Source organism: Streptomyces flavochromogenes, assembly GCF_000717595.1.
Lineage (GTDB): Bacteria > Actinomycetota > Actinomycetes > Streptomycetales > Streptomycetaceae > Streptomyces > Streptomyces flavochromogenes.
This window is the reverse complement of sequence record NZ_JNZO01000001.1, coordinates 359,261-371,530: the sequence shown is the minus strand read 5'-3', so window position 1 is coordinate 371,530 and position 12,270 is coordinate 359,261. Positions and strand designations below refer to the sequence as shown.

The window sequence follows — 12,270 nt, the reverse complement described above, 5'->3', positions numbered from 1 at the left end:
GGTGCGCAGGACGGCAACAGGAGGCGCGGGACCGGTCCTAGCGTGACGGGCATGCCGCGCCGCTCCGACGCGCGGACCAGTCCACCCGAAACGAGGGAACCCCCATGCCGTACATCACCGTGGGCCAGGAGAACACCAACCCCATCGAGCTGTACTTCGAGGATCAGGGTGCCGGGCAGCCGGTCGTCCTCATTCACGGCTTCCCGCTCGACGGGCACTCCTGGGAGCGCCAGAGCGCCGCGCTGCTCGACGCCGGATACCGCGTGATCACCTACGACCGCCGCGGTTTCGGGCAGTCCTCGCAGCCGACCACCGGCTACGACTACGACACCTTCGCGGCCGACCTGAACACCGTGATGGAGGCCCTCGACCTGCGGGACGCCGTCCTCGTCGGCTTCTCCATGGGTACGGGCGAGGTCGCCCGCTACGTGTCCACGTACGGCTCCGCCCGCGTCGCCAAGGTCGCCTTCCTGGCCTCCCTGGAGCCCTGCCTGCTGAAGAGCGACGACAACCCGGACGGCGTCGCCCCGAAGGAGTTCTTCGACGGCGTCGTCGCCGCCGTCAAGGCCGACCGCTACGCCTACTACACGGCCTTCTTCAGCGACTTCTACAACCTCGACGAGAACCTGGGCACCCGGATCAGCGAGGAAGCGGTCCGCAACAGCTGGAACACCGCGGCCGGCGGCGGCTCCTTCGCCGCGTCCGCCGCGCCGTCGACCTGGTACACCGACTTCCGCGCCGACATCCCGGCCGTCGACGTGCCCGCTCTGATCCTGCACGGCACCGCCGACCGCATCCTGCCGGCCGAAGGCACCGCGCGCCCGTTCCACAAGGCGCTCCCGTCGGCTGACTACGTCGAGATCGAGGGCGCCCCGCACGGACTGCTGTGGACCCACGCGGAGGAGGTCAACGCCGCCCTCCTCGCCTTCCTGGCGAAGTGAAGACGCCGCACCGTTGACCCGCTAGGTGACGCCGGTGCCCCGGCGTCACCCCGGCCCCCGGTCCCGGCGCGGGAACCGGACGACCTCAGGAGAGCAGACGCCCCATGCAGTTCGGCATCTTCACCGTCGGGGACGTGACCCCCGACCCCACCGACGGCCGTACTCCGTCGGAACACGAGCGCATCAAGGCGATGGTCGCCATCGCCCTCAAGGCCGAGGAAGTCGGCCTTGACGTTTTCGCGACCGGCGAGCACCACAACCCGCCGTTCGTCCCGTCGTCGCCGACGACCATGCTCGGCTACATCGCCGCCCGTACCGAGAAGCTGATCCTGTCCACGTCCACGACGCTGATCACCACCAACGACCCGGTGAAGATCGCCGAGGACTACGCGATGCTCCAGCACCTGGCCGACGGCCGGGTCGACCTCATGCTGGGCCGCGGCAACACCGGTCCGGTCTACCCGTGGTTCGGCCAGGACATCCGCCAGGGCATCAACCTCGCCAAGGAGAACTACACGCTGCTGCGCCGGCTGTGGCGCGAGGACGTCGTGGACTGGGAGGGCACGTTCCGTACGCCGCTCCAGTCCTTCACGTCGACACCCCGGCCCCTGGACGGCGTCCCTCCTTTCGTCTGGCACGGATCCATCAGGTCCCCCGAGATCGCGGAACAGGCCGCCTTCTACGGCGACGGCTTCTTCCACAACAACATCTTCTGGCCGGCCGACCACACCAGGCGCATGGTGCAGCTCTACCGGCGCCGGTTCGCGCACCACGGCCACGGCCGGCCCGAGGACGCCGTCGTCGGCCTGGGCGGACAGGTCTTCATGCGCAAGAACTCCCAGGACGCCGTACGGGAGTTCCGTCCCTACTTCGACAACGCTCCCGTGTACGGCCACGGCCCGTCGATGGAGGACTTCACCGAGCAGACCCCGCTGACGGTGGGCTCTCCCCAGCAGGTCATCGAGCGGACCCTGTCGTTCAGGGAGAGCGTCGGCGACTACCAGCGCCAGCTGTTCCTGATGGACCACGCGGGCCTGCCTCTGAAGACCGTCCTTGAACAGCTGGACATCCTCGGCGAAGAGGTCGTGCCCGTCCTGCGGAGGGAGTTCGCGAAGGGGCGTCCGGCCGGCGTGCCGGAGGCCCCCACGCACGCGTCGCTCCGAGCGGTCCGGGAGGTGTCCGCCGCATGAGGCTGATCGTCGTCTCCGCGGGGCTGAGCACCCCCTCCTCCACCCGCCTGCTCGCGGACCGGCTGACCGAGGCGGCCCGCGACGAACTCGCCGCCCGCGGGCAGGTGCCGTCGATCGAGGTCGTGGAGCTGCGGGAACTGGCCGGCGACATCGCCGACCACCTCGTGACCGGATTTCCGCCGCCGCGACTGAGCGCCGCGATCGACGCGGTGACGGCGGCTGACGGCCTGATCGTGGTGACTCCCGTGTTCGCGGCCTCTTACAGCGGTCTCTTCAAGTCCTTCTTCGACGTGATCGATCCGGAAGCCCTCTCCGGGAAGCCGGTCCTGACTGCGGCGACGGGCGGTACCGCCCGCCACTCCCTGGTCCTTGAGCACGCCGTGCGCCCGCTCTTCGCCTATCTCCGCGCCGTCGTCGTCCCCACCGGCGTGTTCGCGGCCTCCGAGGACTGGGGCTCGGGGGGAGACGAGTACACCGACGGCCTGCCCGGCCGCGTTCGCCGGGCGGGCGTCGAGCTCGCCGCGCTCATTGCGGCGCGCCCGGTCGGTGAACAGCCTGAGGACGACGTCGCCGACCTCGAACGGCAACTCGCCGACCTGCGCTTCGACTGAGACGGGCCTCGGGCCGGGCGACGGCGGGGTGGTTCATATGGTTCATACTGTTCCGCCGTATGAGCGTGAACCGAGTGACGACAAGGACCGTGCCCGAGGAACTCGAGGGTGCACGGACGCCCCTCCGCGGCAGGGACGCCGAACTGGCGTTCATCGAGGCGCGGCTCGACGCGCTCGACCGGGGCGAAGGCGGGATCATCCGCGTCGAAGGCCCCGTCGGCATCGGCAGGTCCAGGATCCTCGTGGAGGCCGCGGCGGCCGCGCGGCGGCGCGGGACGAGGGTCTTCGAGGGGACGGCGGACCCCGACGAGCACTTCGTGCCGCTCGGTCCCTTCCTCGACGGCGTGCTCGGCGGCAACGAGCCGCTGTCGGGAGTCGTCCGTCTCCGGGACCTCGCCACGACACCCGGTCAGCGGTTCTGGCTGCTCCAGGAACTGGGCGACCGCCTGCGGGAGACCGTGCGGAACGGCCCGCTGCTCGTCGTCCTCGACGACCTCCAGTGGTGCGACGACCTGACCCTCCTCACCTTTCACACCCTCGCGGCCGGACTCTCGTCGCACGCCATCCTGTGGCTGGTCGCCGTGCGCGGCGGCAATGTGCCGTCGGGAGTGCGCACGACCCTGGACAGGATCCGGCAGGCAGGCGCACACGAGCTCGCGCTGGGAGCGCTGGGGGACCGGGCGACCGCACAGATCACCGAGGACGTCCTGGGCGCCGCTCCCGACCCGGACGTCCTGAGCGTCGCCCGCCGCGCCGAGGGGGTGCCACAGCTGCTGGTCGAGCTGCTCGGCTCCTGGCGTGCGGACGGGGCGGTGACGATCGAGAACGGCATGGCCGGGCTGTCCGCCGGCCCCCCGACCCCACGGGTGCTTCCCTCCGTCGAGCGCCGCCTCGACCAGCTGTCGGCGGAGGCCCGGGAGCTGGTGCGGACGGCGGCCGGGGTGGGCGGCCCGGTCACCGTCGGACAACTCGCCGAACTGCTCGGCAGGTCCCCGGCGGTGCTCGTCACGGCACTGCAGGAATCCCTCGACGCCGATCTGCTCGCCGAGAGCGGCGACCGCCTCGCCTTCCGCCACGACCTGATCCGCGAGGCGGTGGGAGCCGGCCTCCCCCTGCCCCTTCAAGCCGCCGAGCCGCCGTGGGGGAGCGCGGCCTCCTCCGTCGAGCGTCCCGGGCCCTCGGCGGGAACAGCGGGCCGGGACGCCGCGGAGGCCGACCGGCTGCGCGCGGAAGCGGCGGAACTCGTGTCCACCGCACCCGGACCTGCTGCGGAGCGCAGCCTCAAGGCCCTGGAGCTCACCTCGGCGGACGCCCCGGAGCGGCCTCGGGTCATCGCCGAGACGATCCCGCTGCTCTGGCAGACGGGCCGAGCCGCGCAAGCGCGTGAGCTGGGGGCCGCCGCCCTGGCGGCCGGCGGTCTCGGACCCGAGGACGAGGCCCTCATACGCCTTGCCCTGGCACGCCTCGCCGTACAGTTCGACTTCTCCGAGGCGGTCCGCCAGGCCCGCGCCGGCGCGGAACTGCCCGGGATATCCGCGACCGCGAGGGGGCGACTGCTCGCCATGCTCGCTGTCGGCCTGTCGATGTCGGGCGAGCACGCTGCGGCCGAGCAGGTCGCCGCGGAGGCGTGGGAGACCGCGGCGGCAGCGGGGGACCGCACTGCCGAGGCCACGCTGACTACAGTCCGCTCGGCCGTCAGTTTCCACCGCATGGACCTGACCGAGGCTTTCCGGCAGGCCGAGCGGTCCGCCGCGCTGGCCGACGCCCTGGGCGTCAGCACCTCGCTGTGGGTGCCGGAGGCCTTGTGGCACGCTCTCCTGTCGAACACCACGGGACGCACCGCGGAGGCGCTCGCCGTCGCGGAGGAGGGCATCCGGATCACCAGGGAGCAGGGTCGCACGGCCGCCACCCGCATGTGGCTCATGACCCGCACCCGCGTCCTTCTGGAAACCGGACGGCTGTCGGACGCCCGGGCCGACGCCGAAGCCGCGTCCCCGGCGACCGGCGATCCCGGCCCGGGCAACCTCGCCGACGTCACGCTCCGGTACGTGATGCTGCGCGTCGCCCTCCATACCGACGACCGGCAGACCGCAGAAGCGTACGCGGCGGAGGCGAGGCGCATGCGGAGCGACGGCGCACCCGTCGTCCGGCACTTCGGCACCTGGATGCTGGCCCTGATGGCCGACTTCGCAGACCGGCCCGACCGCGCCATGGCCGAACTCGACGAGGTGATGACGTCGCCCGCTGCGGACCGGCCCGCCTACGCCGGCCTGATCGACCCCGCCGACGCCCCGGTGCTCGTCCGTATGGCGCTGCGCGCGGGCAGGCACGAACGGGCCGCGCAGGCGGTCGCCCTGGCCGAGAAGCGAGCCGTGCTCAATCCCGGCTTCGCGTTCCTCGCCGCCACCGCTGCGCATGCCCGAGGGCTCCTCGACAACGACCTCGCCCCTCTCGTACGCGCCGTCCGGCTGTACGAGGACTGCCCTCGGGTACTGGCCCGGGCGTCGGCGCTGGAGGACGCCGGACGCAAGCTCGCGACCACCCGCAGGTCCGAGGCGGTGCCGTACTTCGAGACGGCCCTCGCGCTCTACGCGCGATCCGGTGCCGTGCGGGACGTCGCACGCGTCCGCCGGCGCCTGCGGGCCGCCGGCGTCCGCCGCCGGCCCTCGGCGGCCGGACTCTCCGACGCATGGCCCGAGTTGACGGCCGCGGAACTACGGGTGGTACGTCCCGTGGCCCGAGGGCTGACCAACCAGCAGGTGGCCGAGCACCTCTCCCTCTCACCGCACACGGTGAGCTCGCACCTGCGCCGGGCCTTCACCAAGCTGGACGTCACCTCGCGCGCCGGGCTGACCCGGCTGGTCAAGCACCGTGACAGCGGAGAGTAGTCGGTTCGTATCCCACGTGGGTGTCGTGGCAATGGACGATTCATGCGATGTGCCGACGTCGTCGTTTCCTCAGACTGATCAAGAACCGCGGAATGCAGAGGTCTGCGGGGAACAGTTGATCGAGAGAGGAACAGCGCATGACCGTAAGGCTCCAGCGAGCCCGCCCCGGCAGCCCCGAGCTCCAGGCATTCGTCGACGAGCTCGCGGAGCGGCTCGGGCGGTCCGTCGCCGTCGACGACCCGCTGGTCCGCATGGTCTGCACGAGCCGCCACTTCGGCGACGAGGACCCGGTGCGCATCGGCACCCTGTTGCAGGGCCGCGCCGACAACGCGGCCATCCGCCATGTCCTCGCCCAGGGCGTGACCCGGTGGTCCAGACCCGGGTTCATCGACGGCCGTGACGATCTCGGACTGCTGCCCCGTTACGTCGTGCCGCTGCGCGAGCGCGGACATCTCCTCGGGCTGCTCGTGGTGGTCGTGCCTGAGAAGACGCTGGGGGAGGAGGAGACCGCTGCCATCGCCCGGGCCGCGGACGCCATGTCGGCACAGATGTACGGAGAGCAGATCGCCGCCGACACCCGGAAGGCCGACGAGCGGGACCTGGCCCTCGCACTCGTCGGCGCCGACGTCGCCGCACGCATCACCGCGCGTCGGCACGGCAAGGAACTCGGGCTGCTCGGGGCGGCGGAGCACGTCCTGGTCACCGTCGTCCAGCTGAGCTGCGGGACGGAGCTCGTGCGGCAGTCCGAGGCCGCCCTGTGGGCGGCCTTGGAGGGGTTCCGGCAGACGCGCACCGCCCAGGGCCTCATCGCGATCGGCAAGGAGCGGGCGCTGCTGCTCCAGCTCCGAGACCGGCCGCCCGGCCAGGACGAGATCGCCGCCCAGTCCGCTCGCATCCTCGAGGAACTCCGCACCTTCCTCGACCCGTCGGCGGACCCCGTGATCGGCGTCGGTGGCAGGCACGCCGGCCTGGACGACGCATGGACGTCGTACGAACAGGCGCTCGTGGCGGCCCGCGCGGCACGCCGACTGCCCACCCTGAAGAGCATCGGTGACTGGGAGTTGCTCGGGGAACTCGCCGTGCTGCTCCAGCTTCCCGAGTACGTCCTGAACGCGTCCCTGGTCCCGAAGCCGCTCCGGAGCTTGAGCGAGGCTCATGGCGGCGACCGCCTGCGGGACACCCTGCGCTGCTTCCTCGAACACGCGGGATCGATTCCCAGGACCGCGGACACCCTGGGCATCCACCGCACCTCGCTCTACTACCGCCTGCGCCAGATCCAGGAGACGACCGGACTCGACCTCGACGACGGCGCCCACCGGCTCACCCTGCACCTCGGCCTCAGGATCGAGGAACTCCTCGCTCCGGGCGCCGACAGGACCCTGTGACCACGGACTCGCTTCGACAAAGCGAGGAGGATCCACGGCCTGATTCCTACAGCTCGCGGTGGTTCAGGCGACGGGCGCCATTCGATGATGTTCGAGACGGGCGGGAACGACGTACCGCCTCTGACCAGGGGAGAGGTCATGAAGGAACTGATCACGACGGACGGCGCACGGCTCGCCTACCAGGACACCGGCGGCGAGGGCGTTCCGCTGGTGATGCTGCACGGCTGGGGGCAGACGCAGGCGATGTTCCGCCACCAGGTCGAGGGACTTGCGCCCGGTCGTCGCGTCGTCACCGTCGACCTCCGCGGCCACGGGAAGTCCGGCAAACCGCGTCACGGCTACCGCATCGCCCGGCTCTCCCGCGACGTGCTCGAACTCGTCGACCACCTCGGGCTGGCCCGTTTCGACGCGCTGGGCTGGTCCATGGGCGTCTCCGTGTGGTGGAGCTTCGTCGACCAGTACGGGACCGGACGGATCCGGCGCTTCGTCGCCGTCGACCAGCCCGCGGCGGTCGCCGCCGTGCCCTGGACGACTGAGCGGGAACAGCGGGACTCCGGCGCCATCTTCGATGTGTCGGGGCTGTTGTACCTGGGCGCGGCACTCGCGGGGCCGGAGGGCGACACGATCCTCGCCGACTTCGTGCGCGGCATGTTCACCGGCGAGCCCGACCCCGAGGTGCTGGCCTTCGTCGCTGAGGAGATCAGGTCCACGCCCGCCTACGCTGGCGTACCGCTGCTGTTCGACCACTGCGCGCAGGACTGGCGCGACGTGCTTCCCCGGATCGATGTGCCGACCTTGGTCATCGGCTGTGAGGGAAGTCATGTGCACCCCGATTCGCAGCGCTTCGTCGCCGAACGGATTCCCGGCGCACGCCTGCACGTCTTCACCTCCGACGTGGCGAGCTCGCACTTCCCCTTCCTGGAGAACCCGCCGGCCTTCAACGCCGTGGTGGAGAAGTTCCTGGCCGAGCAGCGGGCGATGGGGGCGTGAACCCGCCCCCTCCGCCCGCACGAACCTACGGCTAGGAATCCCCATGACTCTCACACTGACGTCACGTGCGCCCGAGCAGGTGCCCCGGCAGGCGTCTGATCCGACCTCGCTCCCCTCCCGCTCGGGGTGGCTGGTCCAGATGCTCTCCGAGATGCCGGACACGAACGACCGGAACCACGTCTACCTCGGTGTCCATGTCCGTGGGCCCGTCACCGTCCTCCATGAGCGTGCCAAGACCCTGTTGGAGCCGAACGACCTGGTCTTCTGCGACCCGGCCCGACGGCACCTGCTGCAGTTCGGCGAGGACTGCCAGATGATCTTCTTCCGGGTGCCCCGCTGCTATCTGGGCGTCAGGGAGGCGGAACTGGACCAGGTGCTCGGCGTCCCCGTACGCGGCGGGGAGGGGATCGGGGCGCTGGCGTCCGACTTCCTGACCGCGCTCGCCGCAAAAGCGGAGTTCCGCCGGTCCACGATCGGGGACCGGCGTGCCCGGACGGCTGTGCACCTCCTCTCCGTCCTGGTCATGGAACTCCTCGAAGCGGACACGACGGACGAGACCGACGACGCGTCCGGGACCGGCAACGAGATGCTGTCCCGCATTCGCGCCTACATCGAAGAACACCTGATGGACCCCGACCTGTCACCGGATTCGATCGCACGCGCCCACCACATCTCCGTCCGATACCTGCAGAAGCTCTTCCAGAACGACGGCAGCACGGTGAGCCAGTGGGTGCGGCAGCGCAGGCTCGAGTTCTGTCGGTTCGAGCTGGGCCGCTCCAACCGGAGAATCACCATGGCCGCGGTGGCGCACCGCTGGGGCTTCAGCAGCCCCTCGCACTTCAGCCGCACGTTCCGCGGCGCCTACGGCATGAGCCCCAGCGAATGGCAGGCGCTGGCGACCTCGGCCTTCGCACCGACGCATGCGGGCGCACAGGACGAGCGAAGGCGCTGAGACGCGTGTGCGCCGTCATGACAGCGTGGTTGCGCGCAGAGACAAGAGGTGCCGTTTCCTCGGCTCTACCGTGAGTAACAGTCGCACGGACCTCTACCGAATTCCGGGCCGCGCCCCGACCGTCGTCGTGACGACGTCCCACACGTGGCCCGACACTGAGAAGAGAACTCGCATGACCCACCCCACCGTCGTCCTCGTGCACGGCGCCTTCGCCGACGCGACAGGCTGGATAGGCGTCATCTCGGAACTCCGGAGCAGCGGTATCCCGGTGATCGCTCCGTCCAACCCGCTCCGGGGCCTGACCGCGGACGCCGCTTACCTCGCCTCGGTCCTGGCGCAGATCGAGGGTCCGGCCGTACTCGTCGGCCACGCGTACGGCGGTGCGCTGATCACCGTGGCCGGCGCCGCGGAGAACGTCGTGGGGCTCGTCTACGTGGCCGCCTACGTGCCCCACGAGGGCGAGAGCCTCGGCCAGCTCCAGGGGGGCTTCCCCGAGCCCCCGCTGGCGGGCAACTTGAAGGAGTGGACGTACCCGCTCCTCGACGGCGACTCCGCGGTCGAGGTCACGATCGAGGAGACCGCCTTTCCCTCCGTCTTCGCGGCGGACGTGCCCGAGGACGTCGCCGGCGTCCTGGCGGCGGCTCAACGCCCGCTCGCCACGGCCGCGTTCACCGAGCGCGCGCCCTCGGCAGCGTGGCGGACGAAACCGTCCTGGGCTCTGGTGGCCGGGGCGGACCGCACGATCGGCCCCGAGGTCCAGCGCTTCGGCGCCGCACGGGCCGGAGCCGTCGTCGTCGAACTCCCGGACGCCTCCCACGCCGTCGCCCTGTCCGAGCCCACAAGGGTCGCCGACCTGATCAGAGACGCCGTACGGGCGACGAGCTGACCGACCGGCCATCGGAATCGACAGGAGTGGGACCGCGTCAGCCGGTACGCCACGCCCTCAGGACGGACGGGAGGGCCCTACCCACCTGGCCGCGGAGCGCGTCCCGAGTGACGGTGACAGCTTCCACTTCAGCGCGGCGTCCTGATCCGTGGGCGGGTCACCTCGACGAGTACCGTGGCCGAGGTGATCACCGGAAGGTCGGCGTCGCGGGCGGCGGTGAGCCACTCGTGGACCTCGCGGTCGTGCTGTACGGCCTTGGCCAGGTCCTCGCTGTCCAGGACGAGAGCGCCGCTCACGCGGCTGCCCCGGCCCCGAACGAGGGGCTGCCGGGCGGCTTGGGGTCGGCGAGCCGGCTTCCAGGGCGATCGAGCGTCGACCGGCCGATGACCGAAGGGGCTGTGTTCTCTGAACCAGAGTGGTGTCGGTGCCCGACAGGCCGGTGCGTGGACGCGCGTCGTCCGTGTGTGCAGAGGGGTCTCCCACATGGTTGACGGGTCGTCAGGTAAGTCGGCATGCGGTCAGCATGAGTCGCCGGGCGTTCCCGGAGGATTGCCTGAACAGGCTTCTGTGGTGGCGCGAAAGCCCAGGTAGGAAGCCGTCTCGCCTGACCGGAGCGATGTTCCTCACAAACATCGGACGGGGGTGCCGGTGTAGAGTCGCGACCGCCCTTGACCTGCAGAAAGCAGGCAGGGAGCCGTCTTAGAGGAGTCCATCGTGCTGCGCACCATGTTCAAGTCCAAGATCCACCGGGCCACCGTGACCCAGGCCGACCTGCACTACGTCGGCTCCGTCACCGTCGACGCCGACCTGATGGAGGCGGCCGACCTTCTGCCGGGTGAGCTCGTGCACATCGTCGACATCGACAACGGCGCCCGACTCGAGACCTATGTCATCGAGGGCGAGCGCGGCTCCGGTGTCATCGGGATCAACGGCGCCGCCGCACACCTCGTGCACCCCGGCGACCTCGTGATCCTCATCAGTTACGCGCAGATCGAGGACGCAGAGGCCCGGACGTTCGTGCCGCGCGTCGTGCACGTCGACGGCGACAACCGCATCGTGGAGCTGGGGACCGACGCCTCCGCGCCCGTCCCCGGGAGCGACACGGTGCGCGGCCCGCACGCCGTGCCCGGGCCCGCCGCCGAGTCCGTGACCGCACACGTCTGACCCGTCCACGCCGAGGGAGCCTCGTCTCGTGGCCGAGCCGGAGATCCGTGACGACCGGGCGAACGGACGCCTGGAGGCCTTCGAGGGCGGCGCCCGTGTCGGTGTCGTCGTCTCCTTCGTGCTCGCCGCCGAGCCGCACGCCCTCGTCGCCGTGCACACCGTCGTCGAGGACGGCCACGAGGGCAAGGGCGTCGCCGGAGCGCTCGTGCGCGCGTTCTGCGCGATCGCCGCGCGTGAGGGCGTACCCGTCGTGCCGCTCTGCCCGTACGCCGCCGCCTGGGCGGAGCGTCACCCGGACGAGGCCCCGATGGCCCCCTCCGAGGTGGTCGACGCGGCGAAGCTGCAGCTGAAGGCCACCCCGGGCCTGTGGTGACCATGACCGGCACCCTGGCCCTGCTGCACACCTCGCCGGTCCACGTCCCCGTCTTCGACGGGCTCCGCGACCGGCACCATCCCGGGCTCGTCCTGCGTCACCTCGTCGACGAGGAGCTGCTGGCGCGCGCCCGTGAGGCGGGGCCGGAGGCGGTCGGCGGGGCGGTGGCCGCCGCGCTCGCGGCGGCCGTCGCGGACGGCGCCGAGGCCGTGCTCTGCACCTGCTCCACCATCGGCGGGATCGCCGAGCGGCAGACGGGCGTCCTCGGCGTGCCCGTGCTCCGGGTGGACCGGCCGATGGCGGCGGAGGCCCCCCGGTACCGCCGGATCGTCGTCGTGGCCGCGCTGCGCTCCACCCTCGAACCCACCGTCGCCCTCATCGCCGAGGAATCGGGACCGGAGACCTCGCACGTCAGCACCGTCGTGGTGGAGGGGGCTTGGGAGCTGTTCGAGGCGGGGGACCGGGACGGCTACCTCGACGCCGTCGCGGCCGCCGTGGACGGTGCGCCCCCGGTGGAGGGCTGCGTGGTCGTCCTCGCGCAGGCGTCCATGGCCGACGCCGTCGACCGGACGACCACCTCGCGCCCCGTCCTGGCGAGTCCACGCCTCGGGCTCGCCGCCGCGGCCGCAGCCGTGTCCGGTTCGCGCGGTGCGGTCGGCGACTGACCCGAAGGACGGGATCCGGCGGGCGCCGCGGCGTCCGCCGGGCCACTCTGGGGAGGGAGGAACCCGTCGACCGAGAGGTCCGTGATGACCCACCCGTATCCCGATCCGCTGCCGCCCTCGCCCATTCCGCCGCCCGTTCCCTCACCGCCGCCGGTCCCCCCGCCGAACCCGGTCCCGGCCCCTCCGGACCCCGATCCGAGCCCGGCGCCGCAGCCCGGCGGGCCC

Annotated in this window: 11 protein-coding genes and 1 pseudogene; 11 read left to right on the top strand and 1 reads right to left on the bottom strand. The window is 71.4% G+C overall.

What is annotated here, in order from left to right:
• Nucleotides 1–104 precede the first annotated feature (104 nt).
• The 8 genes from IF00_RS0101520 (at nucleotide 105) to IF00_RS0101485 (ending at nucleotide 9,843) form a co-directional block, all read left to right on the top strand.
• The gene (locus IF00_RS0101520; protein WP_030313297.1) at nucleotides 105–941 is read left to right on the top strand and encodes an alpha/beta fold hydrolase; all 837 of its coding nucleotides are present in this window, start codon (nucleotides 105–107) and stop codon (nucleotides 939–941) included.
• A 104-nt stretch (nucleotides 942–1,045) separates the two neighbouring features.
• Nucleotides 1,046–2,131, top strand: a complete 1,086-nt coding sequence (locus tag IF00_RS0101515) for an LLM class flavin-dependent oxidoreductase (RefSeq protein WP_030313295.1) — start codon at nucleotides 1,046–1,048, stop codon at nucleotides 2,129–2,131.
• Nucleotides 2,128–2,742 (top strand): FMN reductase, encoded by a 615-nt coding sequence (locus tag IF00_RS0101510; RefSeq protein ID WP_030313292.1) that lies wholly within the window; start codon nucleotides 2,128–2,130, stop codon nucleotides 2,740–2,742. Before IF00_RS0101515 ends, IF00_RS0101510 begins: the two co-directional genes overlap by 4 nt.
• 59 nt (nucleotides 2,743–2,801) lie before the next feature.
• Entirely contained in the window at nucleotides 2,802–5,630 is a 2,829-nt protein-coding gene (locus IF00_RS0101505; RefSeq protein WP_030313290.1) for a helix-turn-helix transcriptional regulator, read from the top strand.
• Between the two features lie 137 nt (nucleotides 5,631–5,767).
• Nucleotides 5,768–7,015 (top strand): PucR family transcriptional regulator, encoded by a 1,248-nt coding sequence (locus IF00_RS0101500; RefSeq protein WP_030313288.1) that lies wholly within the window; start codon nucleotides 5,768–5,770, stop codon nucleotides 7,013–7,015.
• 138 nt (nucleotides 7,016–7,153) lie between these two features.
• Nucleotides 7,154–8,005 carry an alpha/beta fold hydrolase gene (locus IF00_RS0101495; RefSeq protein ID WP_030313286.1) on the top strand — a complete coding sequence of 284 codons (852 nt, stop codon included), beginning with the start codon at nucleotides 7,154–7,156 and terminating at the stop codon, nucleotides 8,003–8,005.
• 43 nt (nucleotides 8,006–8,048) lie between these two features.
• Entirely contained in the window at nucleotides 8,049–8,957 is a 909-nt protein-coding gene (locus tag IF00_RS0101490) for a helix-turn-helix domain-containing protein (RefSeq protein WP_051819596.1), read from the top strand.
• A gap of 172 nt (nucleotides 8,958–9,129) precedes the next feature.
• Nucleotides 9,130–9,843, top strand: a complete 714-nt coding sequence (locus tag IF00_RS0101485) for an alpha/beta fold hydrolase (RefSeq protein WP_030313281.1) — start codon at nucleotides 9,130–9,132, stop codon at nucleotides 9,841–9,843.
• 114 nt (nucleotides 9,844–9,957) lie between these two features.
• Here the strand turns inward: IF00_RS0101485 and IF00_RS40845 are convergent.
• Nucleotides 9,958–10,139 (bottom strand): annotated as a pseudogene (locus IF00_RS40845) (DNA-binding protein); the annotation flags it as partial.
• A gap of 418 nt (nucleotides 10,140–10,557) precedes the next feature.
• Here IF00_RS40845 and panD point away from each other — a divergent pair.
• The 3 genes from panD to IF00_RS0101465 are packed head-to-tail and all read left to right on the top strand — an operon-like array spanning nucleotide 10,558 to nucleotide 12,045.
• Nucleotides 10,558–11,007, top strand: a complete 450-nt coding sequence (gene panD / locus IF00_RS0101475) for an aspartate 1-decarboxylase (protein WP_030313276.1) — start codon at nucleotides 10,558–10,560, stop codon at nucleotides 11,005–11,007.
• A 28-nt stretch (nucleotides 11,008–11,035) separates the two neighbouring features.
• Complete coding sequence (locus IF00_RS0101470) at nucleotides 11,036–11,380, top strand: GNAT family N-acetyltransferase (protein ID WP_030313274.1); 345 nt, start codon at nucleotides 11,036–11,038, stop codon at nucleotides 11,378–11,380.
• 2 nt (nucleotides 11,381–11,382) lie between these two features.
• Nucleotides 11,383–12,045, top strand: coding sequence for a hypothetical protein (locus IF00_RS0101465; RefSeq protein ID WP_030313272.1), 663 nt, complete (start codon nucleotides 11,383–11,385; stop codon nucleotides 12,043–12,045).
• The last annotated feature ends 225 nt before the right edge of the window (nucleotides 12,046–12,270 follow it).